Raw genomic sequence first — 24,806 nt, 5'->3', positions numbered from 1 at the left:
GGTCGCGCGAGGCGCGGCGAAAGCCGATGCCGGATCGGAGATGACGGAAATATGACGTCGCCGTTCGGCGGGGACTTTCCGCACGGGGGATCTCGTTGTATCGGTAGTCGATATGAGGAGGTCATGTGGCACAGGAATACAACCGGAATCCCGCGGCGGCGGCCCTGTCGCCGGAGCAGTACTACGTCACCCAGGAGAACGGCACCGAACGGCCGTTCACCGGCGAGTACTGGGACAATCACGAGCCGGGTATCTACGTCGACGTGGTATCGGGTGAGCCGTTGTTCGCCTCGGTCGACAAATTCGACAGCGGATCGGGATGGCCGAGTTTCACCAAGCCGATCGATTCCGCGAACGTGGTCGAGAAGCGCGACCTCAGTCATCTGATGGTCCGCACCGAGGTGCGTTCGACCCACGGTGACAGCCATCTCGGGCACGTGTTCACCGACGGGCCGCGCGAGGCGGGCGGGCTGCGATACTGCATCAACTCGGCGGCGCTGCGCTTCATCCGCCTCGACGACCTCGAGGCGCAGGGTTACGGGCAGTACCGGACTATTTTCACGAAGGAGGACGCGTGAGCGAGACGCGGAAGGCGATTCTGGCCGGTGGATGTTTCTGGGGCATGCAGGACCTGATCCGCAAGCGCCCCGGGGTGGTGTCGACGCGGGTCGGCTACACCGGAGGACAGAACGACCACCCCACCTACCGCAACCATCCGGGTCACGCGGAGGCCGTGGAGATCGAGTACGACCCCGCGCGGACCGACTACCGGGCGCTGCTGGAGTTCCTGTTCCAGATCCACGATCCGACCACCAAGGATCGTCAGGGCAACGACATCGGCTCCAGCTACCGGTCGGCGATCTTCTATCTCGACGACGACCAGAAGAGCGTCGCCCTGGACACCATCGCCGACGTGGACGCCTCCGGCCTGTGGCCGGGCAAGGTGGTCACCGAGGTGACCCCGGCGGGTGCGTTCTGGGACGCCGAGCCCGAGCACCAGGACTACCTGGAGAAGTTCCCGAACGGCTACACCTGCCACTACCCGCGCCCGGACTGGAAGCTGCCCAAGCGGCAGACCACCGCCTCGTGATGTTCCGGTAGGCACGAAATTGACCGCACCACCCGATCGGGTGGTGCGGTTTTTCGTCGGACACCGGATTACCGCGCATCCCACATCACGAGACCGTCGCTGCCTAGACTTGCCACTCATGCGACTGAGCACGCGCAATCAACTCGACGGCACGGTGGTCTCGGTGACCCGCGGTGAGGCGATGGCCGTGGTTCGCATCCGGCTCACCGGCGGCGACGAGATCACCTCCTCCATCACCCGCGACGCGGTGGACGACCTCGGCCTCGCCGAAGGCACCCCGGTCAAGGTCCTCATCAAGTCGACCGAGGTGAGCCTCGGCGTCGAATAGCGGCGCTGCGCCCCGTCGGATTTCCGGTCTCCGGAGTTCGTCGGCGGGCGCTGATATCGTCCGGCCATGCTGATCGACGGGGCGGGGCAGGCCGCGCACGGAATGGAATCGACCGAGCGCGTGCTCGAGATCGTGCGACGGGATCCCGACGCGTCCGTACTCGACTACCGGAACATCCCGTGGGTCGCCGGAACGCGACGTCCGATGGCGCCGGATACGTTGGGGGAGTTGGTCTTTCCCTCCGGACGGCCGCTGTCGCCGAGCCTGCGGGCGTGGCTGGCCTACGACACGACATTGCTCGAGCGCCACGGGTGGTTCGACGCCGACGGAGGTCTCGCCCCGCGACCGCCGGACGAGTTGGTCGACGCGGAACTGGGTCCGCCGTGGGCGTCGGAATTCGCCCGTTGGCGCGACGTTTCCCCGAATGTTTCCTCCTGCCGGGCGGTTCGGACTCCCGCCGGATACTGGCCGTGGGCGATCCCGATTCCACGGGGGAATATCCGGTACTCGCCGTCGATGTGGACGACCTGCCGTTCGTCGGCCTCATGTATCCCGGTTTCGACGTCTACCTGGCGCACACCGCGGGTCTGTTCACCGCTGAATTCCCGACCTATACGGCCCTTTTCGATCACGAGGTGTACGGCCGCCGCATGCGCGAACACGCGAAGCTGCGATTCGGCGGTGACTCCTGTGCCGAGTGGCCCTTCTGAGCAGGGGCGAGTGAGCCGGCGCTGCGGATCGGCGTCCGCGCCTGTCCCGACGGCTCGCTACTCGCCCGTCCCGACGGCTTGCCACGCGCCTGTGCTGATGGGGGCCATGCGCCATTTCCGACGGCTCGCGACTCGCCTGGCATGGCGGCCCACCACGCGCCCGACGCCGCGCAGTGTGCTCACCGCCGACTTCGGTTCCGAAGTCGGCCCGGCGTCAGCCGACCTTCGCCCGTTCCACGGCGCTCGCCCCGGCCAGAGCAGTGACCGGGACCATTCCGTCCGCGTCGGGCGCCTCGGAACCACCCCGCCCGGAGGTGCCGCGCAGGAACAGCGCGGCCGCACCGAACAGGACCAGCGTCATCACCAGGTACGCGTTGCGGAACACCACTTCGAACGGTCCGCGGATATCGAGGACGGTGTCCATGGTCGGTCCGAAGTAATGCAGCAGTCCGCCGGACACCGTGACGCCCGCGCCGAACAGCAGCAGCGGAGCGAGTACGCCGCGACGCCGCACAGTCACCTCGCCGAGGCAGATCAGCAGCGGCGCGACCCACACCCAGTGGTGCACCCAGCTGTACGGTGACACGGCGGTGGTCGTGAGACCGCACAGCACGACCGCGTGCAACTCGTATCCCCGCAGCGACAGCCGCCGCGCCAGGTACAGGCAGAGCGCCGCGAACGAGGCCGCGCCCGCCAACCACAGCAGTTGGTGGCCGCCGTCGACGCCCACCGCCCTGGCGATCATGCCGCGCAGCGATTCGTTGGACAGATTCTCCGGCAGCCCGACGCGCGCCGGGTCGGCGAACGCCCCACTCCAGAAGGTCAGCGAGTCCTTCGGCAACGCGGCGAACCCGAGCAGGACCGTCGCGGCGAACGAGCCGGCCGCGACGGCGGCGGCCCGGTAGCGGCGGGTGACCAGCAGGTAGAGCACGAAGAACGCGGGGGTCAGTTTGATCCCGGCGGCGATGCCGGTGAGGACGCCTTTGCCGCGCGCGGAATCGGGGAGCGCCATATCCGCGAGTACGAGCAGCAGCAGAAGTATGTTGATCTGCCCGAAGCCCATGGTGCTGCGCACCGGCTCACACCACAGCAATATTCCGGCGACCCCGATGCCCGCGAATGCCAGGCGCAGGTCGCGGCGGTAACCGAGCATCCACAGCGCGGCCCAGGACGAGGCCGCGAGCATCGCGAAATTGCCGAACCCGCCCACGAACGTGTAGAGGTCGCCGCTCAGCCCGCCCAACGGGACGAACAGCAGCGCGGCGAACGGTGTGTAGACGAATTCCCAGACACCGCGGGTATTGCCGAGCAGCGGGGTGTCGTAGACGGAATCGCCGTCCGCGACCCGGTTGCCCGCGATCTGATACACGCTCAGATCCTTGAGGTGCATGAGCACCTGCGGCAGGTCGAACACCATTTTCAGATACCAGCCGCCCGCGATCGCGCCGACGACGAGAATCGCCAGGTACGCGGGGGTGCTGAGGGAACGTCGTCGTGGTGAGTCCGGGTCCGAGACGGTTGTTTCGGCTTCGGCGATCATCGACAACGGCACGCTCACTCCCTGCGTTCGGCTCCTGATTCGCGTTCCCACGCTCGCCGCACGGTGCGTATCGCGACCGTGCGGTGGGGTCTTCGCCATTCTGGCAAACATTCAGCACATTCTCCTGTTCGGTCCTTCACCAAAACTGAATGAATCTCGTAGGAAAGCTTGGTTGTTCTCCACTCGGCCGCTGTGCACACTCACTTCGGAGCGCAGAGGCGCGTTCGATTCGAAGATCACGAAGGGAGCGGCACATGAATGTCGGGCATTCCACGTCCTACCGCTCGTTCTCCCGGTGCGTCCGCTGTGCGGCCGCCCGCTGTTGTCGCTGATCGCCTCGCCCCGCCCCCTTCCGACTGCCGCCTTCGGGCCGTCACCTTCGGTCTGTCACAGCCACCGTCCTTCCTGCCTTCGCGTGGAGTTCGCACGCGAGGTCGATTACCCAGGAGTTCCCCAGATGTCACGAAGTTTGTTCGTCCGAGCCACGGTGCTCGCGACGGCGGCGGCGATCGCCGCCGCCGTACTGACCGGATGCGCGGCCTCCGGCAACCGGGTGACCGGGGCCGATGACAGCGCCACCCCGGTGGCGGGCGGCTCGTTGCGTTTCGCCGTGCTCGACGCTCCGGCGAATCTGGACCCGCATTCGGGCAGTTCCTACCCCGAATCGCTGATCACCAGCAATATCACCGACAAATTGACCTACCAGAATCCCGAGACCGGCGCGATCGAACCGTGGCTGGCGAAATCCTGGGAGATCGACGACCGGCTCACCGAATTCACCTTCCACCTGCGCGACGATGTGACCTTCAGCGACGGAAGCAGATTCACCGCGGATTCGGTCAAGGAGAATTTCGATCTGCTCGGGCGGGGTAACAAGGAACTCGGCATCATTCCGGTCACCGCCTACTGGGTCGGTTACCGCGACACCGTCGTCGTCGACCCGCTGACCGTGAAGGTGAGTTTCGACCGGCCGAATGCCGGTTTCCTCCAGGCACTCTCGCTCTACTTCTCCGGAATCGTCGGGCATTCCACACTGCAATTGCCCAAGGATCAGCGCGGGCTGGCGCGGAATCTCGTGACGACCGGACCGTTCACCGTCACCGAACACGTCTACCAGCAGAAGACCGTGCTGAAGAAGCGTTCCGGATACAACTGGGCGCCCGCGAGCCGCAAACACAGCGGCGAGGCCTATCTCGACACCGTCGAGATCGACGTCATCCCCGAGGCCGGGGTGCGGACCGGCTCGTTGCGGTCGGGCCAGGTGGACGCCATTCTGGACGTGAACAACACCGACGAGACCCCGCTGCGCAACGAGGGCTATCGCATCGTCCCCCAACTCATTCCGGGGCGCGATATCTCGCTGGATCTCAAGACCGATCTGTTCCCGACCAATGACCGCGCGGTCCGGGAAGCGGTCAAACTGGGTTGGAATCGCGACGCGCTGGCCAAGACGGTGCTGACCGACAGCTACCGGGTGTCGAGTTCGGTGATCTCCTCGCGGGTTCCCGGCTACGTCGATTTCAGCGCCGAACTGAAACAGGATCAGAAGAAGGCCGAGCAGATCCTGGAGTCGGCGGGCTGGACGAAGGGTTCGGACGGAATCCGGGTGGACAGGGACGGCAGGCGGCTCGAGTTGTCGCTGCTCGGAATCAACAACCTGGTCAACAACAAGCCCGCCTACGAACTGATCCAGCAGGATCTGCGCAAGATCGGCATCGATCTGAAGCTCAACGTGCTGCCCATTCCCGACTACACCGCGGCGGCGACCCAGCAGCAGCGCTGGAATATCCAGGTCGCCAATCAGAGTCGCGCCGATGTGGCGGTACTCGAGCAGGTGTATTCGCCGCAGTACGGCAACATGTCCAAACTCGCGCAGACCGATCCCCTCTACCAGCAGGCGATCACCGCACTCAGCGCCGTGAGTACGACACTGGACCCGAGCCGCCGGGCCGCCGCCGCCGAAGCGGCGCAACGGTTCCTGCTCGTGGATCAGGTGCTGACCGTCCCGGTCTACAACCCGGCCCAGGTGACCGCGGCCAGCCCCAAGGTGCACAACATCGGCTACGAGGCGCAGTCGCGCAATGTCTTCTACGACACCTGGATCGAGCCGAGGTAGCTCCCATGATCCGGTATGTGTTCGCCAAGCTGGGGCAGGCGGTCTTCGTGGTGTGGGGCGCCTACACCGTGACCTTCGTGCTGCTCTACGTGCTGCCCTACGACGCGGTCGACGTGCTGTTCGACCCGACCCAGGGCGATCTGATCACCGAGCAGGACAAGTCGAACGCCCGCGAGTACTACGGGCTGGACCAACATCTGATCGGCCAGTACCTGCACCGACTCTTCGACGCCGCGCAGGGAGATTTCGGGGCGTCGACCCGCAGCGGTGAACAGGTGTTGCCGCTGATGATGTCGGTGCTCCCGCAGACCGCGGCGCTGGCGGGTTTCGCCCTGGTGCTCGCCATCGTGATCGCTCTCGCGGTGGCGTTGACGGCGGGCTACGCCCGCACCCGCTGGGTCGCCGATCTGGTCGCCACCCTGCCCGCGGCGGGTGTCTCGGTGCCGGTGTTCCTGGTGGGATTGGCGCTGCTGCAAGTGTTCTCGTTCCAACTCGGCTGGTTCCCGCCGATCGGCAACGACGGGTTCGCCTCGCTGGTTCTGCCCGCGATCACCCTGGCCATTCCGGTCTCCGCGCCGATCGGGCAGTTGTTGATCAAGAATTTCGATTCGGGACTGAGATCCGGCTACGTCACGGTGTCGGTCGCCAAGGGGGCGACCAGGTTGTGGGTGCTGGTCCGTGAGGTGCTGAAGAACGCGGGCCTGCCCGCGCTGACCATCGCCGGTGTCACCTTCGGCAATCTGCTCGCGGGCGCGGTGATCGTCGAAACCGTCTTTTCCCGTTCGGGTCTGGGCAGGCTGACCGAGACCGCCGTTCGCACCCAGGACGTTCCGATCGTGCAGGCGGTGGTGGTCTTCGCCGCCGTGATTTTCGTGGCGGTGAATTTCGCGGTCGACCTCGTCTACCCGTTGCTGGATCCCCGGCTGCGGACCCGCCTGCGGACCGGGGTACCGGCATGACCGTTCTGGAGATACCCGCCGATACCACCCCCGTCGCCGCCGAGCAGCGGGTGCGTCGGGTGGCGCGCGCGGTCGTCGCGGCGCCGGGGCTGACGCTGTCCTGGCTGGTGATCGCCACCGTCGTGGCCTGGGCGCTCGCACCGTCCTGGTTCACCGCGTTCGATCCGAACGAAGGCGATTCGGACGCCAGCTTCCAGGCGCCGAGCCCGGCGCACTGGTTCGGCACCGACCGACTCGGCCGGGATCTGCTGGCCCGCACCATCCACGGCACCTCGACCACGGTGAGCGCGACCCTGATCGCGGTCGCCCTCGGTTTCGTGATCGGCGCGTCGATCGGGCTGTTCAGCGGATTCGTCGGCGGTCGGGTCGACGCGGTCGTCATGCGTTTCGTCGACGTGCTGCTCGCGATTCCCGCGTTGCTGCTCGCCATGACGGTGGTGACCGCGCTCGGCTACGGCACCCTCAATATCGCGGTGGCCGTGGGTATCTCGGCGGTGGCCGCGTTCGCGCGGGTGATGCGCTCGGAAGTACTCAAGGTGGCGCGCAGCGACTACGTCGAAGCCGCCTACGGTTCCGGCGCGGGTTTCGGGCGGGTGGTGTTGCGCCATGTGCTTCCCAATTCCGTCTCGGCGGTGCTGTCGCTGGCGGCGCTGGAATGCGGCACGGCGGTGCTCGCGGTCGCGGCACTCGGCTTCCTCGGCTACGGCGCACCGCCACCGGAGCCGGAATGGGGACTCGCGGTCGCCGAAGGCCGTGATTTCCTGGCGACCTACCCGTGGATCTCCATCCTGCCCGGTGTGCTGATCGCCGTAGTCGTGTTGTCCACCAACAGGATCGGCCGATCGCTAGGAGAGTTGTGATGAGCGCGAACGAACCCCTGCTCCGGGTCCAGGATCTGAGCGTGCGATACGGGCCGAGGGCCGAGGACGCCGTCGACGGCGTGTCGCTGGTCGTGCGGCCGGGCGAATTCGTCTCCATCGTCGGCGAATCCGGATCCGGCAAGAGCACGACCATCCACGCCGCCCTGCATCTGCTGCCGCCGGGTGCGCGAGTACGTGCCACCGCCCTCGAACTCGACGGCCGCGACATCACGGGGTGGAACGACCGCAAGCTGGCTCGGCTGCGCGGGCCGTTCGTCGGATTCGTGCCGCAGGATCCCGGCACCTCCCTCAACCCCGTCAAACGGGTGGGCACGCAGGTGCTGGAGGCATTGCGGTTGCATCGGCGGATGGCCTCGGGTCCGGGGCGGGATCTGGCCCTGGCCAAACTTGAGCTGGCGGGTCTGCCGGACCCGGAGCGCGTGTACGAGCGGTATCCGCACGAACTGTCCGGCGGGATGAAACAGCGCGTGCTCATCGCGATCGCCCTCGCCAACGATCCCGCGCTGCTGGTCGCCGACGAGCCGACCTCGGCGCTGGATGTGACGGTGCAGAAGGTCATCCTCGATCACCTGGCCGGGCTGCGGACCACGCTCGGCCTCGGGGTCCTGCTGGTCACCCACGATCTCGGCGTGGCCGCCGAACGTTCGGACCGACTGCTGGTGATGCAGCACGGTCGGATCGTGGAACAGGGCAGTGTCGAACAGATACTCACCGACCCCCGCGAGGAGTACACCCGCAAACTGGTCGAGACCGCGCCGTCGCGGCACAGTGTCCGATTGCGGCCCAGCCGGAAACGGGAGTCGGTCGCCGTGTCCGAGCCGTCCGGCCCGCCGTTGCTGAGTCTGCGGGGGCTGACCAAAACCTTCGGCTCGGCCGGATTCCGCGCCGCCGACGACGTCGGGATCGACGTCGCCGCCGGGTCGACCCACGCCATCGTGGGGGAGTCCGGGGCGGGGAAATCGACCGTCGCGCGTATCGCCGTCGGCTTCACCGCGCCCGACAGCGGTTCGGTCTGGTTCGACGGACAGCGGATCAGCGGGCGTTCGCGCAGGCAATGGCGGCCGGTGCGCCGAGGTATCCAGTTCGTCTACCAGAATCCGTACTCCTCACTCGATCCGCGATTCGACGTCGAACAGATCATCGCCGAACCGCTGGTGACCTTCGGTCTGGTGGACGGACGGGCGCGACGGCGTGAACGGGTGACCGAACTGCTGGATTCGGTGGCGCTCGAGCGCGCGCATCTGAGCCGCAAACCCGCCGAACTGTCCGGCGGGCAACGACAGCGGGTCGCGATCGCGCGGGCGCTGGCGGCCGGTCCCCGTGTGCTGGTACTGGACGAGGCGGTCTCGGCGCTGGACGTGTCGGTGCAGGCGCAGATTCTGCAACTGCTGGTCGATCTGCAACACGAACAGGGGCTGACCTACCTGTTCATCACCCACGATCTGGGCGTGGTGCGACTGGTCGCCGACGAGGTCACCGTGATGCGCGCGGGTCGTGTCGTCGAATCGGGCACCGTGGCCTCGGTTTTCGCCGCGCCGGAACACGAATACACCGAGCGCCTGCTGGCCGCGGTGCCCGGTGTCGGTGCCCGGACGTCCGAACTGGTTCGGGTCTGAGAGCGCGAGTGCCCACCGTGAGAACCGAATGAAATCCACCGGGGGACCCTCGCGCCGCCCGCACCCGACACGACACCGACAGGAAGGCGAACCGCCGATGACAGCCGTGGTAACCGAGCGGACCGCGCACGGACTCGACGACGCCGCGTTCACCGCGGCGCTGGCGGTGATCGCCGAACGCGCGGAGGAACACGACCGCACCGGGGCGTTCCCGTTCGCGGCCTTCCGCGCCCTGACCGAGATCGGCGCGCCCGCCCTGGTCGTGCCGACCGAATTCGGCGGTAGGGGAGCGGGGATCGCCGAAGCCGTCGAGGTGATCGAGAGGATCGGCGCCGCCGACCCGTCGGTCGGACTGATCCTGCAATGGAACTACACCAACCACCTCGGCCTGGCGCGCGCCGACAACCCGTGGCCCGCCGAACTGAAGGAACAGGTGTTCCGCTCGGCGGCCGAGTCCGGCGCGCTGATCAACGGCCTCGCGGTCGAACGCGAACTCGGCAGCCTCTCGCGCGGCGGTCTGCCCGCGACGACCGCCACCAGACTGGCCTCCGGCGACTGGCGTATCGACGGTGAAAAAGCCTATGCCACCGGCATTTCAGGGCTGAGCTGGTTCACGGTCACGACGACGACCGCGGAACCGAGCCCTCGGATCGCCACCTTCCTGCTCGACCGCTCCGCCACGAACTGGCGAATCGAGAAGACCTGGAACCACCTCGGACTGCGCGCCTCCGACACCCAGTCGGTGGTGTTCGAGGGCACCGTGGTGCCGCAGGCGCGTCTGGTGGAACTGCGCGATCCGGCCGACGGCGCCGGGAAACCACGCAGGCCAGGACGGCAGGCACTGCCGCTGCTGCTGGCCGCGAACTACAACGGCGTCGCGGTCGCCGCGCGGGACTGGCTGGTCCGCTACCTGCACACCAGGGTGCCCACCGCGCTGGGCGCGTCGCTGGCGACGGTGCCGCGCTATCACGATCGGGTCGGTGAGATCGAGGCGTGGATCCAGACCAGTCGCGCGCTGCTGCGCCAAGGCGTCGCCGCGCTGAGCACCGACCCCGACGGTTCGCTGCCGGGGCTGGCCAAACACGTCGCCACCACCACCGCCATCCGCGTCACCGAATCCGCGCTCGACCTGACCGGCAACCCCGGCCTCGATCGGCGGTATCCGCTGGAACGGCACCACCGCGACGCCATGGTCGGCCGAATCCACACCCCGCAGAGCGATTTCGTGCTGGCGAACCTCGGTCGCGCCGCGATCGCGGCGGGCCGTGACCCCCAGGAGAAACAGGTATGACCCGACGGCAGGTCCATCTGAACGTCAATATCCTCAACGCCGGTGTCTTCGGCGGGTCGTGGCGCTTCCCCGGCACCGACCCGGTCGCGAGTTTCACCCTCGACCACTACGTGCGCATCGCCAGGCGCGCCGAGGAGGCGACCTTCGACGCCGTCTTCCTCGCCGACGGTCCCGCGATCCGCGAAGACCTGCGCTACCGGCCCTTCAACAGCCTGGAACCCTCGGTGGTGCTGGCCGCGGTGGCCGCGGCCACCAGCCGGGTCGGGCTGATCGCGACGCTGTCGTCGAGTTACAACCACCCCTACGATGTCGCCCGTCGATTCGCTTCGCTCGATCAGCTCAGCGGCGGACGTTCGGGCTGGAATGTGGTGACCACCGCGGGCACCGAGGCCGCCGCCAATTTCGGCTACGATGCCGAACCCGAACACGCCGCCCGCTACGAGCGCGCGGCCGAATTCGTCGAGGTCGTCCGAAAGCTCTGGAACAGTTGGGAACCCGACGCCCTGCTCGGCGACAAGGCGAATCACCGCTTCGCCGATCCGGACAAGATCCATCCGGCCGCGCACCACGGCGCCCGTTTCGATGTCGAGGGCGCGCTCAATGTGCCGCGTTCACCCCAGGGTGAGCCGGTGGTGGTACAGGCGGGCGCGTCCAAGGACGGGCGCGCGCTGGCGGCACGGGTCGGCGAGGTGATCTTCACCGCGGCCCAGACCGAGGACGAGGCCGACGAGTACTACCGCGACATCAAGTCACGCGCGGTGGCGCTGGGACGGCGTGCGGAGGACGTGGTCATCCTGCCGGGACTGTCCACGGTGATCGGCGCGACCGAGGCGCAGGCCGCCGAACGTCGCGAACTGCTCGCCGAACTGGTGCCGCCGGAATACGCGCTGGCCCGGCTGGCGAGCCAACTCGGCGTCGAGCAGGACGCCCTCGCGCTGGACTCGCCACTGCCGTGGCAGCTGCTCGCCGATCCCGACGAGGCGGGCGGATCGCAGACCTTCTACAAGATCGCGCTCGGCCTCGCGCGCCGCGAGAACCTGACCGTGCGGCAATTGCTGCGCCGACTCGGCGGCGGGGCCGGACACCGCATCGTCACCGGCACACCCGAACAGATCGCCGACGCCATCATCGACTGGGTCGACAAGGGCATCGCCGACGGATTCAACCTGATGCCCGATGTCCTGCCCGGCGGCTTCGACGATTTCGTCGACGGTGTCGTGCCGATCCTGCGTCGGCGCGGCGTCTTCCGCACCGAGTACTCCGGAACCACCCTGCGCGACCATCTCGGGCTTCGCACCCCGGACCATGTCGCACGTCAGCACGAGGGAGCCGCGTGATGAGCCGACGACTACGGTTCTTCGTCAATATCGGCAGCGCCGGATATCACCGGGCCGCATGGCTGGAACCGGGACTGCCCGCCGACGCCTTCATCCGGCTCGACCACTACCGGCGTGTCGCCGAGATCGCCGAGCGCGGCGCACTCGACGGGCTGCTCTTCCCCGATATCCCGGTCCAGCAACCCGGCATCGCCCGGGCGCCCGCAGCCACCCTCGACCCGATCCTGCTCGCGGCCGCGCTGTCGGTCTCGACCGAGCGGATCGGACTCGTCCCCACCGCGACCACCTCGCTGAACCTGCCCTACAACCTCGCGCGCCGTATCCTCTCGCTCGATCACGCGACGGGCGGGCGGGCCGGATGGAACGTGGTCACCACCTTCGAGCCGAATGCCGCGCGCAACTTCGGGATTCGTCAGCTGCCCGAACGCGACGAGCGCTACCGGCGTGCCGCCGAATACGTCGAACTCACCGGAAAGCTCTGGGACAGCTGGGAAGCCGACGCGATCATCGGCGACCAGGAGTCCGGCCGGTTCGCCGATCCCGAACGGGTGCACGCGGTGCGCCACCGCGGTGAATTCTATTCGGTGGCGGGGCCGTTGAACGTCACCCGGTCGCCGCAGGGCAGACCCGTCCTCGTGCAGGCGGGCGCCTCACCGCAGGGCAGGGCCTTCGCGGCCGCGCACGCCGAGGTGATCTACACGACCCAGCTGAGTCTGTCCGCCGCACGGGAATTCGCCGAGGAGATCCGGGCGACGGCCACCTATTCCGGTCGCGACGGTGAGGCCATCCGAATCCTGCCCGGCCTGATCCCGGTACTCGGCGCGACCGAGGCCGAAGCTCGCGACCGCTTCGACGAACTCCAGGGCAGGCTGCACCCCGACAGCACGCCGGTCCGGGAACTGGCCGCCTGGCTCGGCTACCCGGACGCCGAGATCGATCTGGACGCGCCGCTGCCGCAGCGGCTGACCGTCCTGCCCGAGGGACGAATCGGTCCGCAGGGTTTCTTCACCTCGCTGACCAGGTACGCCACCGAGACCGGCTATCCGGTGCGGCGCCTGCTGACCGAATTCCTCGGCGGGCACCGGGTGGTGGCGGGAACCCCGAAATCGGTGGCCGACCACATCGAATTGTGGTTCCGCAACGCCGGGATCGACGGCTTCACGATCATTCCCGCGGTGCTGCCCTCGCACCTGGAGGATTTCGTCGACCAGGTGGTGCCGGAGCTGCGCCGTCGCGGGCTGTTCCGTCACGAGTACGAGCACGAGACCCTGCGCGGCCACCTCGGTCTGCCCGAACCGGCGAATTCGTTTGCCCGCGAGACAGTTTCCACGACAAGAAAGTGACGGATCCGACGATGACACATCGCTATCTGGGCCGGACCGGAGTCCTGGTCAGCGCGCTCACCCTGGGCGCCATGAATTTCGGCGCCTGGGCCAACCGCGACCACGACGACGCCGCGCGGATCATCCACCGGGCACTCGACGCGGGGATCAACGTGGTCGACACCGCCGACGTGTACTCCCAGGGCGAGAACGAGGAGATCGTCGGCAAGGCGCTGGCCGGTCGCCGCTCGGAAGTGGTGCTGGCCAGTAAATTCCACGGCCAGATCGGGACCGATCCCAATACCAGGGGCAATTCGCGGCGCTGGATCGTGCGCGCGGTGGAAGACAGCCTGCGCCGCCTCGGCACCGATCACCTGGACCTCTACCAGGTGCACCGGCCCGACCCCGAGGTGCCGATCGAGGAGACCTTGCGCGCACTCGACGACCTCGTCGCCGCGGGCAAGATCCGCTACTACGGCACCACCACCTTCGAACCGCACCAGCTGGTCGAGGCGCAGTGGGTCGCCCAGGATCGCAACCTGAACCGGCCGGTCACCGAACAGCCGCCGTATTCGATTCTCGCCAGGGGCGCGGAGCGGGCCACCCTGCCGATCGCGCAACAGTACGGCCTCGGGGTCCTGACCTGGAGTCCGCTGGCGGGCGGGTGGCTGTCCGGGAGATACCGGGCGGGGGAGACCGCGACCGAATCCAGCCGGATCGACCGCCAGCCGCACCGCCACGATCCGGAACTGGCCGCCAACCAGCGCAAACGGGCCGCCGCCGAGGAACTGGCCAAACTCGCCGACGACGCGGGTCTGACGCTGGTCCACCTCGCGCTGGCCTTCGTCCTCCAGCATCCCGCGGTGAGCACCGTCATCATCGGCCCGCGCACCCTCGACCACCTGGAATCCCAACTCGGGGCGGTCGACGTGCGCCTGGATGCCGAGATCCTCGACCGCATCGATCAGATCGTCGCGCCAGGGGTGACGATCAGCCCCGCGGACGAGGGCTATCTGCCGCCTTCGCTCACCGATGCCGCCACCCGCCGCCGCGACCCCGCAGGAGTTCTCCGATGAGCCTGTCCGACCTCCGTCCGCTCGGCCGCACCGGTGTGCGGATCAGCCCTTACGTGCTGGGCGCCATGAATTTCGGCACGCGCGGCAGCACCACCCACGAGGAATCCGTCGCCCTGATCCATCGCGCGCTCGACGCCGGGATCAATGCCATCGATACCGCCGACACCTACTCGCGCGGGGAGTCGGAGGTGATCGTCGGCAAGGCGCTGCGCGGTCGTCGCGACACCGTGATCCTGGCCAGCAAATTCCACAATGCCGTCGACGACGATCCGACCCACCGGGGCAACTCCCGGCGCTGGATCGCGCGCGCCGTGGAGGATTCGCTGCGCCGACTCGACACCGAACACCTCGACCTCTACCAGGTGCACCGGCCCGAATCGGTGACCGCGATCGAGGAAACCGTCGGCGCGCTGGACGATCTGGTGCGCGCGGGCAAGATCCGCTACTACGGCACCTCGGCCTTCCCGCCCGCCGAACTCGTCGAAGCGCAGTGGGTCGCCGACCGACGGAAACTGAATCGTCCCGCTACCGAACAGGTTCCGTATTCGCCGCTGGTACGCGGTATCGAACGCGAAACCCTGCCCGTCGCGCGCAAATACGGACTCGGCGTGATCACCTACGGTCCGCTGGCCGCGGGCTGGCTGTCCGGGAAATACCGGATCGGCGCGCAGCAGCCGCATTCGCACCGGGCCGACCTGATCCCGGGACGTTTCGACATCGACTCACCGAACAACGCCGCCAAACTCGCCGCCGCCGACGCGCTCGCGGAACTCGCCGAACAGTCGGGGCTGTCGCTGATCGACCTGTCCGTCGGCTTCGTGCTCGCCCACCGTGACGTCACCGCCGCCATCATCGGCCCGCGCACCGGGGAGCACCTCGACGCCTACCTGCGCGCCGCCGAGGTGACCCTCGGAGCGGACGTGCTCGACCGCATCGACGAAATCGTCGCGCCGGGCACGATCTTCAGCGAACGCGATACCGGGGCGATTCCCCGCGCCCTCGCCGAACCCGCCCTGCGCAGGTCGGTGGTCCCGGCGCGATAGTTCCCCGCAGCGGTGGCGGCGGCCGTCGTCCGCGCTGACCTGCGCGGACGACGATCCCGAGGCGAAACCCCGTGACAGGGTGGCATTCGCCACATCACCGGTGCCGTAGTTCCCTGTCGCGAGTGGGTAAGCGACTGCCTGTTGCGAGTCGACGACGAGTGGTCACGGCCGCGCGTATCGCGGCGCGGCGGTGACCACGGGAGGAGTTCGAACTCTTGGAGGAAGTACTACGGCCACTCATCGTCGTGGCGGGAACCGTCGCGGTCACCGTGATCGCGGGCCTGTTGATCGACCGACTGCTGCGCCTGGGCGCACGCCGTCATCCCGATACCCACCTGCCGCTGCTGCTGCGAAGACTCCAGTTGCCCCTGCAACTGCTGCTGGGAACGCTGGCGTTGCAGGCGACCTATCCGCTGGCGCACCTGGACCCGCACCAGGACACCTTCATCAGGAAAATGCTCGCCGCGGTGACGATCATCGCCGTGGCCTGGCTGGCGATCCGCGCCGCGGACGCGGTGGCGGAGAATATGCTGCGCCGCTATTCCCAACGGACCAGCGAGATCTCGCGCGTGCGGCAATTGCGCACCCAGCTCGGTCTGGTGCGTCGCATCGTCACCTCGGTGCTGGTGGTCACGACGGTGGCGGTGGCGATTCTGCTGCTGATCCCCAGTATGCGGGCGCTGGGCACCTCGATGCTGGCCTCGGCGGGTGTCATCGGCATCATCGCCGGTGTGGCGGCCCAGTCGACGCTGAGCAATCTCATGGCCGGGTTGCAGATCGCCTTCGGCGATTCGGTCAAGATCGGCGACACCGTGGTGGTCGAGGGCGAATGGGGTGTGGTCGAGGAGATCACCCTGGCCTTCCTCACGGTGCGGATCTGGGACGACCGCCGACTGACCATGCCGGTCTCCTACTTCAACAGCAAACCGTACGAGAACTGGTCACGCGGCGGCGCGCAGATCACCGGCACCGTCTACCTGCATCTCGACCACAGCACGCCGATCACGCTGTTACGCGAACACCTGCACGAGTACCTGCGTGAACGCCGGGAATGGGACGGCCGTTCCTGGGGTCTGGTCGTCACCGACAGCACGCCGACGAATATCGTCGTGCGGGCCACCATGTCGGCCGCCGACGCCGACGACGTGTGGGATCTGCGCTGCGCCGTCCGCGAGGAACTGCTCGGCTGGCTCGGGCGCACCCATCCGCAGGCGCTGCCCAAGATTCCGACCGCACTGGCCGGACCGTCCGACGGCGACTACCGGATGGCGATGAGCGCCAACGGTTCCCGTGGTGAATCCGACGAATGACGGGCGGCGCTACCGGAATTCGCGGTAGAGCTCGGGCAGGAACCCCGCGAGGTGGTTCATCTCCTGACCGCAGTGCAGCAGCAGATCCCGCGCCGCGTCCAGATCGGCCGCGATATCCCTCGGATCGACCGAGGGGCCGCGGCCGACGGCGTCGGCGGCCCTGGCCAGGTCCGGGACCCGCAGACTCCACATATTGAGGTAGAAGCGGCTGCGCATCTCGCATCCGCCGGTGATCGGCCTGACCTGGTGGGCCAGCCGGCCGACGTCCAGCGGGGCGACACTGCTGCCGACCTTGCCGAAGACGACGGTCTGTCCTTCGGGGACGTCGAATCCGTGGGCGATCGGGTCCTGGAACGCGATGGCGAGCTGTTGCAGTTCGGTGCCGATGTACTCGTCGACGTAGGAGATGTTGCCGACGTATCGTTCGCGGTCCGGCAGCGGTGCGGCGGTGCGGTCGGCGGCGATGGCCGCGTACAGGTGCGCGTCGGGATGCCACAGTTTGTAGCGCGCCGATTCCGAGGAATGCCAGCCGAACCACCAGTCCCACATGGCGGCGGTGACACGGGGCATCTCGGTGCGCACCGCGACCCACGCCTGGCCGGAAGCCGTGCGCCCGTACCCGGTTTCGATCGGCGACGATCCGGTCGCGGCGAGATCGGCGCGCAGCGCCGAGAAGTCGGGGATGTCGGCGGCGGGCGTCGGCGGCCCGGCGTAGGCGGCCGATACCGGCGCGGGTTCGCGCGCGGTGCGGTCGGCCATGTATTTCGCGTACGGCCGGGTGCGATCATGCTCGGAGTAGCCGCGATATCTGGTATTCGGTGAATCGGGTTCGGCATTCGCCGCGCCGACGCCGGTGACCATCGCGCCCGCCACGGCGGCTCCGAGGGAAAGTGTCACTCTGCGTGTCAGGTACCGCTGTCTCGCCACCCGACGAGATTAGCCAGGCCGGGCGGACGACGACAGGAGTTACCAACAGTTCACAACGGGACCGTCCGTCGCGCGGCACTTCTCGGAGACATGTCACTGGCACGACGTCCGCCCGGCAGTCGTGCTACCGGGCGGGTCTGCCGTGGCGCCCGGGACTATTTGTGCGGAACGGCCGTGACCGCTGCGCGACGACCTGTGCCCCGGCTGGCCGCGCCCCGCGCAGCCCGGTGGCTCGTACCGGGTCGAGATCACCGGCGAACCGTCCTGCGCGGTCGACATCTGCCCGACCAGCCTGGTGGGCGACCACAATCACGCGGCGATCGTGGCAGCGGCGGGACGGATCGTCAACGCGGCGCCCGCCGTCGTAACCGCGGCCCCCGGTATCCGCACCACCCTCGACCTGCCGTTCATCACCGGAAAAGGGGTGTTCACCGTGCCCGCCGCGTCCCAACCGGTCGGATAGCCGGTCGCGCTTCGGGCGCGCCCGCGCACCGCGGCCGCCGTCGTCCATGCGGTGGGTGACGGCGGCCCGATCAGGTCAGCGCCAGATAGGCGGCCAGGCCGACCCCGCAGATCGCCACCGCCACCCGTACGACAGTCGGCGGCAGCACCTTGACCACCGGGGGTCCGCACCATCCGCCCGCGAACGCGCCGATCGCCATCGCGGCGGCCGCGAGCCAGTGCACCGGACCGAAGAGCGCGAAGCCGATCGCCGCGACGAGGTTGGCGACCACGGTCAGATAACTCTTCAGAATGCTGGCCCGCCAGATGTGCTCGGACGTGCAGACCAGGATCAGCGCCAGGAACATCACACCGACGCCCGCGCCGAAATAGCCGCCGTACACCGCGATCGCCATCATGCCCAGCGGATACATGCGCGGGAACTCCCGATCACCCGCCAGTTCGCGCAGCTTGGGTTGCAGCAGCAGGCTCACCGACGCCGCCGCGAGTAGGAACGGCACCGCGATCTCGAACGCGTCGGCCGGGGTGAGCAGCAACAACGCCGCGCCCGCGATCCCGCCCGTCGCCGAACAGGCTGCCCAGAGCACGAGTTTGCGGCCGTCCTTGGCCAGCGCCGCACCCGAATTCGCGGTGGAGCCGACCCCGACCGCCACCATCGCCACGGTATTGGTGACATTGGCGGCCACCGGCGGCAGGCCCGCGGCCAGCAACGCCGGATAGGAGATGAGCGAGGCGATTCCGGTGACGTACCCGACCAGGCCCGCGAAGAATCCCGCGACGACGACCAGAAGGAAGGTGAGCACAGTCAACGCGGATTCTCCGGTGTTCGATGGGCGGATCACGGCGAAGGCCCCGCACCTCGGGATCACCGAGTGGCGGGGCCTCCTGCGCTGGGAACTATACGGGCGGGTAACCGGAGGGCCGCCCTCGGCCGTTCGAGTGCGCGGCGATCGTTCACGCACGCGGATCGCGCGATGTGACGCAGTCGATCGATCCTCGCCGTCGACGGCGCCGAATGGGTAGATGAGCGTCCCGCTCGCCGCCTCGTTTCCCCGCGCACGGCCGTCTTCCGCTGTCGCGCGCGCACGGATGAACGCGGACAGTTCCGCGCGGGGTGCGGATCGACCGCGCTGATCCGGTTCCGTGATCGTCCCTGCCGTCGAATGTTCGAACTCCCTCGGCACGGCCGGTGACGTCCCCTCGATCGCGCGGGCACCTGCCGAACGCACCTGACCTGAGGAGATTCCCGATGAATCGGGTACACACCGCTCTGCTTGCCTGTGCCGCGACAGCCTGTGCGGTCGCCGCCGCCGCTCCGGCCGCCCAGGCCGCCGTCCTGATCGACTCACCGACGAGCACCACCGTGATCCTGACCCCCGCCGAAGCCTCCGCCCTCTCGGTCGGAAATATCGGCGGCATCCTCGGCCAACTGCCACCGACCTTCACCCCCGAGGCGAAGACCAGCCTCGGCCACACCCTCACCCGCCTGGCCGGACAGGCCGCCGCCGACCAGCACTCGACGATGATCATCGTCATCGAAGGCCCGCTCACCGGACCGACGGCGGTATCGGTCGGCGTCTTGTCCTGAACGGGCGATTCGGGATCTCGTACTGGAATCCATTGGTAATGGACATGTTCGGCGTGGCGGTAGACGCACCGCCACGCCGAGATGAAAGCGTGCGGAAGTTACGGGCCCGGGGTATCTCTATGGTTCCTGTCAACCGGTTGCGGGCTGTGGCGCGCGGTAGGGCTGTTTGGCTCGGTGCGCTTGCGCCAGCGATCCGCGCCGGCCGATCCAACATCGTCGCCGCGCTGTCCGCGAGGTAGGCATCGGATCCACCGGCCAACGACGTGGCCGACTCCGGCATAGCCTCCCCCGCGGATCTACCACGGTGCTGACGGCATCGGGTTCCCTGAGATGCTGCCGGTGCGGAGTCGACCGCAACAGGGGGCTGTTTCCGGAACGGTCGGGAACCCGGTCCTACTACTCGAACTCGTCAACGGCCGGGCTTGGTGCTGTCGGCCAACTCGTGCAGGTAGTTCGTGGTCTCGGCGTCACCCGGAAAGTACGCCTCGACGGCGACTTCGGACAGGGTGATGCCGTGGGCGGTGCCGAAGGTCGTCACCGTGCTGAACAACGTCAGTTCGACATCGTGGTGGACCAGCCGGATCGGAAGCACGATCTCGGCCGGCTCCGTGTCGGTGATGAGCGCGGCGTAGGTCAGGAGTTCCTCGTGGAGAGTAGTCAGTTCCGGATCGCCGCTGGCCATCGCCTGACGGGCCAGGCGCGGCAACAGGTTCGCGCGTATCTGGTCCAGGTTGCGCAGTCGGTGGGCGAATCCTCGGGGGTGTAGGCCCAGTCGCATCATGTTGATGGGAGGTTGTAGTAGGGCCGGGTCGACGTCGTCGAAGAAGACCCGCACGCAGTCGTTGGCCTGCACCAGGTTCCAGTGTCGGTCGACCGCGAGCGCGGGAAAGGGTTCGTGTGGATGCAGGACCCGTTGAACGGCTTCGCGGGTGGGTCGCAGTTTCGGGTCGGACCAGTCGCGGCGGTGGAATTGCGGTGCGTGCCCCGCAGCGGTGAGTAGCCGATCGCGTTCGCGTAGAGGCACGTTCAAGTGCTCGGCCAGGTGTAGGACCATTGTCCGGCTGGGTATCGTGCGTCCGGTCTCGATGAAGCTGATGTGCCGCGAGGAGACGTCGGCCGCGATCGCCAGGTCCAGTTGACTGAGCTTGCGCCGGTGTCGCCATTCTCGCAGTAGTTCGCCTATCGGTCGGTCCGCGTGCATCGGTCCAGTATCGCGGCGTCGTGGTCGGGTCGGCCATTACGTGCCGAGTAATCGACGGGTCGTGCTCGGTCGGTCAGGCTCGTTCTCATGACGAACAACGACCTCGCGGCTCACGATCCGGCCGCGTACAACAAGCAACTGGCCCGGCGTGGCTTCGCGGAAGTCGCCGCAGGTGATTTCGATGTCCTGCGTACGCTGCTGCACGACGATTTCGTCGAACACAGCCCCGGAAACCCTTCCGGCAAGGAGGCTTTCATCGAATTCATCGCCGAGTCCGCGTTCGCCTCGGCCGGGTTGGAGTTGGCGCGGATCATCGCCGACGAGGAGTACGTGGTCGTGCATTACCGGATGACGGTGGCGGGCGAAGCGCGCGGTACGGCGGTTGTCGATATCTTCCGGATGGTCGAGGGAAAGATGATCGAGCATTGGGATGTGGTTCAGGCTGTTCCCGAACCCGAGCAGATACCGCACGGCATGTTCTGAGCCGGCAGCACCTCACGGCGCCACGAGACGGTCGGCCGGGACGCCGGCTACGTATTCGGCAAAGGGCGGCTCCGCGCGCAACTCGGTGTTGTCGACACTGTTGTGTAGCAACGCCTTACGGTAGAGCCTGGCCGTGTAAGGGTGACCGATGAGGGTTGCTGGCGATGCGCCCCGGCCGTTGGGACACGTTTGGATCACGATCAACAGGGGTAGCCCGGTGATATGACTGCGATGAATATCCAACCCGGCAGGGGCGGTCGCGTCGAGTCGGGAACCGCCCTGTTGTTCGCGATCATCGCCCTGGTCTTCGGTTTCGGGGTGGCGATGCTGGCAGGATCGCTGATGGCAGGCCTCGGCGCGGGCGCTGCGATCTGCCTGGCCATGATGGTGGCTCTGCCTTCCCTACCTTCCGGCAACGTCGTCCACGACCGCTGACCGGGCGTCGAGTCGACACCGGCCGCTCCTGAGCGGTGCACGCACCGGGGACGGGTGTGCACTGTGGACTCCGAGGCGGTGATACGGGTTCGGTCGCGACGCATGGCGGCGCCTATGCGCGCGTCCTGCGGCGACGTCGTGGATTGCATGGTCGATAGTTCGCCAGCGGCGCAGGGGCCACAACCAAGGATGGGGCAGATGCGCCGCGCCCAGTGACAGCAGAACGCTCACCGAGCCCGGATTATCCCAACGAGGGTGCCTGGCGCGGCACTAGCCGCCGTAGAGGCGAATGAAGTCCTGGGCCGGGTCGACGGCGGGAACCATGTAGCTCGACGAACTCCCGTCGAGGTGGGTTTCCTCGATGTAATAGGCGGGTTCGGCGGGCAGGCGGCGCCATCGGGCGCGTGAATCATCGACCTGTTCTTGATGGCTGTTCGACATGATTCCCCCGACAAATCGTGTCATCACATTCTACTCGAAGGGAACTCGGTGGGGCACGCGTTGCGGCACAGGCCAACTCGGACCGGAGGTTCCAGGATGTCGCTGTCGGCCCGGGCTCGGGCGTCGTGTGTTTCCCGTTTATCGCGGCTGGTTGTCGATGATGGCTTGCACGGCTGCTCCGTAGCGGGTGATGAGCGTTTCGGGATCGATGGTTTCGGGGCCGAGCAGACCGAGGTGGCGTAGGCCTGCGGCGAGGCCGAGGAGTTCGAGTATGACGAGTTGGGCCCGGACGCGGTGTTCGGTGGTGTCGTCGATGCGGTGGGCGATGGCGTCGAGGTATCGGTTGCGGGTGGCGGTGCGGGTATGTGCGGGGTCGGCGGATTCGTGGATGAGGAGCGGAGCCATGGCCCACGGCTCTGGTTCGTCGTTGTCGCGGCGGTCGACGATGCGACGTACCAGTTGCATGCCGATCGGTTCTTCGGCGGGCGGTGGTTCCTCCAGTCCGGCTGCCGACGGGTCGGCGGCGGCGAAGAGTTCGGCTTTGCTTCCGGTCAGTTTCATGACCAGTGCGGGGGAGCAGCCTGCCGCGGCGGCGATGTCCTTGATGGTGGTCGCGGTGTAGCCGCGGCGGGCGAACAGTTCACGCGCGGCGGCGACGACGGTTTCGCGGGTGGAGGTTTCGCTCATCGGGCGCCGACCGCTTGTGGGTCGTGTGCGAGATCGAAGTCGACCACGGCGGGACGGGTCAGGACGACAACGTGGCGGGTGGCGGTGCGACGGTCGGCGCCGAGCGCGGTGACCAGGTAACGACCGCTGGGAGGTTGGGCGAGTTCGTAGCTGCCGTCTTCGGCGGTGACGGTGGCGGCGACGTATTCGCCGGTGGTTTTGACCAGGCTGACCACTGCGCCCGTGCAGGGGTAGGCGCCGACGGTGACGTGGCCGTGCAGACTCAGTTGTTCGGTGAGCAGCACGTGGTGGCGTTCGGCGTCGGTGGTGAAGTCGACTACCTGTGAGTGTGGTGCCCATCCGTCGGCGCTGGTGATCATCAGGTAGGGGCCGGGTGCGGGGAGTACGACGGTGAATTCGCCGGTGTGATCGGCGCGGCTCCAGTCGACCGGTTCGCCTGCGGTGTCGAGCACGGTGATGACCGCGTGGCGGATCGGTTGTCCGCCTGCGCGGTGAACGACGCCGGTGACGACCAGTTCGTCGGGTGGTTGTTGGTCGTCGGTCGTGGTGTCGGCGGTGTCGATGCATGGGATGAACGACGCGACGGCCAGGGTCGCCAGGGCGGCGGTCGCGGCCAAGGCGAAGATGAGCTGGAAGGCGGTCAGCGACGGGTATTGCCGGTCGGCGACAGTGATGGTGACGGTGGTCAGCAGTGCGGAGATGAGGGCGCTCGAGATGGAGGTGCCGATCGATCGCATGAGGGTGTTGAGCCCGTTGGCCGAGGCGGTTTCGGTGATCGGGACCGAGCCCATGATGAGCATCGGCATGGCGGAGTAGGCGATCGCGGTGCCGACGGTGACGAGCATGGAGCCGAGCACGATGAGCGGAACCGACCCGGTGAGCAGTATCCGCAGCAGGTAGGCGAGGCCGAGTAGGGCGGTTCCGGCGATCAGAGTGTGTTTGGCGCCGATGCGTTGGATCATTCGCGCCGAGACCGGTGCGAAGGCGACCATCATCATTCCGGCGGGCATCATGCACAGCCCCGCGGTCAGTACCGAGAGTCCGAAGCCGTATCCGGTGGCGGTGGTCATCGCCAACTGTTGGGTGGTGGTCAGCATGTTGGCATACATCGAGATGCCACAGAGCAGGCCGCAGATATTGGTCAGCAGCACCGGCCTGCGGGCGGAGGTTCGTAGGTCGACCATCGGTTGTCCGACGCGGAGTTCGAACGGGAACCAGGCCGTGAAGGCGAGGATCGCGATCACCGCCGTGATCAGGGTCGGTGGACTGGTCCACCCCCAGGTGCTGCCTTTGGAGATGGCCAGCAGCATGGCGACCAGTGCGATCGACAGCAATACCGCCCCGCCGAAGTCGAATCGTCCCGGGTTGCGGACCGCGGATTCGGGGACCACCAGCAGTACCGCGACGAACAGTGCCGCCGCTGCCGCCGCCGACAGCCAGAAGATCGACTGCCAGCCCAGGCGCTCGTAGAGTATCCCCGGCAGCGGAAGTCCCAGTGCCGCGCCGACTCCCAATGTCGCGCTCATGATGGCGGTCGCACCGGCGACGCGGGCTTTGGGTAGTTCGTCGCGCAGGATCGCGATGCCGATGGGCACAAGTGCCGAGGCCAGCCCCTGTAGTCCGCGCCCGACCAGGACCGTCAGGAATGTTCCGCCGATCGCGGCGACCGCCGATCCGGCGACGATCGTGGCGAGGGAGACCAGCATCATCAGTCGTTTGCCGAACATGTCGGCCAACCGCGACAGGATCGGTGTGGCCACGGCGGCGGTCAGCAGCGTCACAGTGACGAGCCACGAGGCGCTGGCGTAGTCGACGTTCAGGATCCCGGGGAATTCGCCGAGCAGGGGAACGACCAGAGTGTGCTGTAGGGCAACCACCACGCCCGACATGCACAACACGATCGTCAGGGCGCGACTCGGCGGCGATTCGACAGGACTGTGCACGAGGCCTCCGGTTCACAGGG

24 protein-coding genes and 1 pseudogene are annotated in these 24,806 nt (G+C 67.5%); 18 read left to right on the top strand and 7 right to left on the bottom strand.

Going from position 1 to position 24,806, the window contains the following annotated elements; genetic code table 11:
• Positions 1–125 precede the first annotated feature (125 nt).
• From msrB to OG225_RS20160, 4 genes are all read left to right on the top strand, one after another.
• Positions 126–578, top strand: coding sequence for a peptide-methionine (R)-S-oxide reductase MsrB (msrB, locus tag OG225_RS20175; RefSeq protein WP_405183089.1), 453 nt, complete (start codon positions 126–128; stop codon positions 576–578).
• Entirely contained in the window at positions 575–1,090 is a 516-nt protein-coding gene (gene msrA / locus OG225_RS20170; RefSeq protein WP_405183088.1) for a peptide-methionine (S)-S-oxide reductase MsrA, read from the top strand. The genes msrB and msrA overlap by 4 nt, the downstream gene beginning before the upstream one ends.
• Positions 1,091–1,208: 118 nt before the next feature.
• Positions 1,209–1,418, top strand: coding sequence for a molybdopterin-binding protein (locus tag OG225_RS20165; RefSeq protein ID WP_405183087.1), 210 nt, complete (start codon positions 1,209–1,211; stop codon positions 1,416–1,418).
• A 383-nt stretch (positions 1,419–1,801) separates the two neighbouring features.
• A complete protein-coding gene (locus OG225_RS20160) occupies positions 1,802–2,128 on the top strand; it encodes a hypothetical protein (protein ID WP_405183086.1) in 327 nt (108 codons plus the stop codon).
• Positions 2,129–2,342: 214 nt separating this feature from the next.
• Here OG225_RS20160 and OG225_RS20155 read toward each other — a convergent pair whose 3' ends face one another.
• The gene (locus OG225_RS20155) at positions 2,343–3,680 is read right to left on the bottom strand and encodes a glycosyltransferase 87 family protein (protein WP_405183085.1); all 1,338 of its coding nucleotides are present in this window, start codon (positions 3,678–3,680) and stop codon (positions 2,343–2,345) included.
• A gap of 445 nt (positions 3,681–4,125) precedes the next feature.
• On the opposite strand from OG225_RS20155, the gene OG225_RS20150 reads away from it, so the two are divergent.
• The 10 genes from OG225_RS20150 to OG225_RS20105 all read left to right on the top strand — a co-directional run bounded on the left by OG225_RS20150 (position 4,126) and on the right by OG225_RS20105 (position 16,619).
• Positions 4,126–5,784: an ABC transporter substrate-binding protein gene (locus tag OG225_RS20150; RefSeq protein ID WP_405183084.1), complete on the top strand. Its 1,659-nt coding sequence runs from the start codon at positions 4,126–4,128 to the stop codon at positions 5,782–5,784.
• A 5-nt stretch (positions 5,785–5,789) separates the two neighbouring features.
• Positions 5,790–6,743 carry an ABC transporter permease gene (locus tag OG225_RS20145; protein WP_405183083.1) on the top strand — a complete coding sequence of 318 codons (954 nt, stop codon included), beginning with the start codon at positions 5,790–5,792 and terminating at the stop codon, positions 6,741–6,743.
• Positions 6,740–7,603 carry an ABC transporter permease gene (locus OG225_RS20140; RefSeq protein WP_405183082.1) on the top strand — a complete coding sequence of 288 codons (864 nt, stop codon included), beginning with the start codon at positions 6,740–6,742 and terminating at the stop codon, positions 7,601–7,603. Before OG225_RS20145 ends, OG225_RS20140 begins: the two co-directional genes overlap by 4 nt.
• Positions 7,603–9,240, top strand: a complete 1,638-nt coding sequence (locus OG225_RS20135; RefSeq protein WP_405183081.1) for a dipeptide ABC transporter ATP-binding protein — start codon at positions 7,603–7,605, stop codon at positions 9,238–9,240. The genes OG225_RS20140 and OG225_RS20135 overlap by 1 nt, the downstream gene beginning before the upstream one ends.
• Before the next feature lie 97 nt (positions 9,241–9,337).
• Entirely contained in the window at positions 9,338–10,531 is a 1,194-nt protein-coding gene (locus OG225_RS20130) for an acyl-CoA dehydrogenase family protein (RefSeq protein WP_405183080.1), read from the top strand.
• Positions 10,528–11,868, top strand: coding sequence for an LLM class flavin-dependent oxidoreductase (locus OG225_RS20125; protein ID WP_405183079.1), 1,341 nt, complete (start codon positions 10,528–10,530; stop codon positions 11,866–11,868). The genes OG225_RS20130 and OG225_RS20125 overlap by 4 nt, the downstream gene beginning before the upstream one ends.
• Positions 11,868–13,211, top strand: coding sequence for an NtaA/DmoA family FMN-dependent monooxygenase (locus OG225_RS20120; RefSeq protein ID WP_405183078.1), 1,344 nt, complete (start codon positions 11,868–11,870; stop codon positions 13,209–13,211). The genes OG225_RS20125 and OG225_RS20120 overlap by 1 nt, the downstream gene beginning before the upstream one ends.
• Positions 13,212–13,222: 11 nt before the next feature.
• Positions 13,223–14,266 (top strand): aldo/keto reductase, encoded by a 1,044-nt coding sequence (locus OG225_RS20115; protein WP_405183077.1) that lies wholly within the window; start codon positions 13,223–13,225, stop codon positions 14,264–14,266.
• Complete coding sequence (locus OG225_RS20110; protein ID WP_405183076.1) at positions 14,263–15,309, top strand: aldo/keto reductase; 1,047 nt, start codon at positions 14,263–14,265, stop codon at positions 15,307–15,309. The genes OG225_RS20115 and OG225_RS20110 overlap by 4 nt, the downstream gene beginning before the upstream one ends.
• Positions 15,310–15,524: 215 nt before the next feature.
• A complete protein-coding gene (locus OG225_RS20105) occupies positions 15,525–16,619 on the top strand; it encodes a mechanosensitive ion channel family protein (RefSeq protein ID WP_405183075.1) in 1,095 nt (364 codons plus the stop codon).
• A 9-nt stretch (positions 16,620–16,628) separates the two neighbouring features.
• Here OG225_RS20105 and OG225_RS20100 read toward each other — a convergent pair whose 3' ends face one another.
• A complete protein-coding gene (locus tag OG225_RS20100; protein ID WP_405183074.1) occupies positions 16,629–17,546 on the bottom strand; it encodes a DAPG hydrolase family protein in 918 nt (305 codons plus the stop codon).
• 181 nt (positions 17,547–17,727) lie between these two features.
• Here OG225_RS20100 and OG225_RS20095 point away from each other — a divergent pair.
• Positions 17,728–18,009, top strand: a pseudogene (locus tag OG225_RS20095) (diacylglycerol kinase); the annotation flags it as partial.
• A 70-nt stretch (positions 18,010–18,079) separates the two neighbouring features.
• Here OG225_RS20095 and OG225_RS20090 read toward each other — a convergent pair.
• Complete coding sequence (locus OG225_RS20090; RefSeq protein ID WP_405183073.1) at positions 18,080–18,817, bottom strand: sulfite exporter TauE/SafE family protein; 738 nt, start codon at positions 18,815–18,817, stop codon at positions 18,080–18,082.
• 440 nt (positions 18,818–19,257) lie between these two features.
• Here OG225_RS20090 and OG225_RS20085 point away from each other — a divergent pair, with 440 nt between their 5' ends.
• Positions 19,258–19,596, top strand: a complete 339-nt coding sequence (locus OG225_RS20085) for a hypothetical protein (protein ID WP_405183072.1) — start codon at positions 19,258–19,260, stop codon at positions 19,594–19,596.
• A 409-nt stretch (positions 19,597–20,005) separates the two neighbouring features.
• Here OG225_RS20085 and OG225_RS20080 read toward each other — a convergent pair whose 3' ends face one another.
• A complete protein-coding gene (locus tag OG225_RS20080; protein WP_405183071.1) occupies positions 20,006–20,797 on the bottom strand; it encodes a helix-turn-helix domain-containing protein in 792 nt (263 codons plus the stop codon).
• Between the two features lie 87 nt (positions 20,798–20,884).
• On the opposite strand from OG225_RS20080, the gene OG225_RS20075 reads away from it, so the two are divergent.
• Positions 20,885–21,280 carry a nuclear transport factor 2 family protein gene (locus tag OG225_RS20075; protein ID WP_405183070.1) on the top strand — a complete coding sequence of 132 codons (396 nt, stop codon included), beginning with the start codon at positions 20,885–20,887 and terminating at the stop codon, positions 21,278–21,280.
• Positions 21,281–21,502: 222 nt separating this feature from the next.
• Positions 21,503–21,715: a hypothetical protein gene (locus OG225_RS20070; RefSeq protein WP_405183069.1), complete on the top strand. Its 213-nt coding sequence runs from the start codon at positions 21,503–21,505 to the stop codon at positions 21,713–21,715.
• 270 nt (positions 21,716–21,985) lie between these two features.
• On the opposite strand, the gene OG225_RS20065 is transcribed toward OG225_RS20070, so the two are convergent.
• The 3 genes from OG225_RS20065 to OG225_RS20055 form a co-directional block, all read right to left on the bottom strand.
• Positions 21,986–22,180 carry a hypothetical protein gene (locus OG225_RS20065; RefSeq protein ID WP_405183068.1) on the bottom strand — a complete coding sequence of 65 codons (195 nt, stop codon included), beginning with the start codon at positions 22,178–22,180 and terminating at the stop codon, positions 21,986–21,988.
• 114 nt (positions 22,181–22,294) lie between these two features.
• Positions 22,295–22,843 carry a TetR family transcriptional regulator gene (locus tag OG225_RS20060; RefSeq protein WP_405183067.1) on the bottom strand — a complete coding sequence of 183 codons (549 nt, stop codon included), beginning with the start codon at positions 22,841–22,843 and terminating at the stop codon, positions 22,295–22,297.
• Positions 22,840–24,732, bottom strand: coding sequence for an MFS transporter (locus OG225_RS20055; RefSeq protein WP_405183066.1), 1,893 nt, complete (start codon positions 24,730–24,732; stop codon positions 22,840–22,842). Before OG225_RS20055 ends, OG225_RS20060 begins: the two co-directional genes overlap by 4 nt.
• Between the last annotated feature and the right edge of the window lie 74 nt (positions 24,733–24,806).

The sequence above is a fragment of the Nocardia sp. NBC_01377 genome, from assembly GCF_045040005.1.
GTDB classification, from domain to species: domain Bacteria; phylum Actinomycetota; class Actinomycetes; order Mycobacteriales; family Mycobacteriaceae; genus Nocardia; species Nocardia noduli.
This window is presented reverse-complemented; position numbering and strand designations above follow the sequence as displayed.

Excerpts from the sequence above, each read along its gene's own strand:
- OG225_RS20060 (WP_405183067.1), bottom strand. The coding sequence starts at position 22,843 with ATGAGCGAAACCTCCACCCGCGAAACCGTCGTCGCCGCCGCGCGTGAA.
- OG225_RS20070 (WP_405183069.1), top strand. The coding sequence starts at position 21,503 with ATGACTGCGATGAATATCCAACCCGGCAGGGGCGGTCGCGTCGAGTCG.
- OG225_RS20140 (WP_405183082.1), top strand. The coding sequence starts at position 6,740 with ATGACCGTTCTGGAGATACCCGCCGATACCACCCCCGTCGCCGCCGAG.
- OG225_RS20135 (WP_405183081.1), top strand. The coding sequence starts at position 7,603 with ATGAGCGCGAACGAACCCCTGCTCCGGGTCCAGGATCTGAGCGTGCGA.
- OG225_RS20075 (WP_405183070.1), top strand. The coding sequence starts at position 20,885 with ATGACGAACAACGACCTCGCGGCTCACGATCCGGCCGCGTACAACAAG.
- OG225_RS20085 (WP_405183072.1), top strand. The coding sequence starts at position 19,258 with ATGAATCGGGTACACACCGCTCTGCTTGCCTGTGCCGCGACAGCCTGT.
- OG225_RS20165 (WP_405183087.1), top strand. The coding sequence starts at position 1,209 with ATGCGACTGAGCACGCGCAATCAACTCGACGGCACGGTGGTCTCGGTG.
- OG225_RS20115 (WP_405183077.1), top strand. The coding sequence starts at position 13,223 with ATGACACATCGCTATCTGGGCCGGACCGGAGTCCTGGTCAGCGCGCTC.
- OG225_RS20145 (WP_405183083.1), top strand. The coding sequence starts at position 5,790 with ATGATCCGGTATGTGTTCGCCAAGCTGGGGCAGGCGGTCTTCGTGGTG.
- OG225_RS20080 (WP_405183071.1), bottom strand. The coding sequence starts at position 20,797 with ATGCACGCGGACCGACCGATAGGCGAACTACTGCGAGAATGGCGACAC.
- OG225_RS20120 (WP_405183078.1), top strand. The coding sequence starts at position 11,868 with ATGAGCCGACGACTACGGTTCTTCGTCAATATCGGCAGCGCCGGATAT.
- OG225_RS20065 (WP_405183068.1), bottom strand. The coding sequence starts at position 22,180 with ATGACACGATTTGTCGGGGGAATCATGTCGAACAGCCATCAAGAACAG.
- OG225_RS20110 (WP_405183076.1), top strand. The coding sequence starts at position 14,263 with ATGAGCCTGTCCGACCTCCGTCCGCTCGGCCGCACCGGTGTGCGGATC.
- OG225_RS20130 (WP_405183080.1), top strand. The coding sequence starts at position 9,338 with ATGACAGCCGTGGTAACCGAGCGGACCGCGCACGGACTCGACGACGCC.
- OG225_RS20125 (WP_405183079.1), top strand. The coding sequence starts at position 10,528 with ATGACCCGACGGCAGGTCCATCTGAACGTCAATATCCTCAACGCCGGT.
- OG225_RS20055 (WP_405183066.1), bottom strand. The coding sequence starts at position 24,732 with ATGTCGGGCGTGGTGGTTGCCCTACAGCACACTCTGGTCGTTCCCCTG.
- OG225_RS20150 (WP_405183084.1), top strand. The coding sequence starts at position 4,126 with ATGTCACGAAGTTTGTTCGTCCGAGCCACGGTGCTCGCGACGGCGGCG.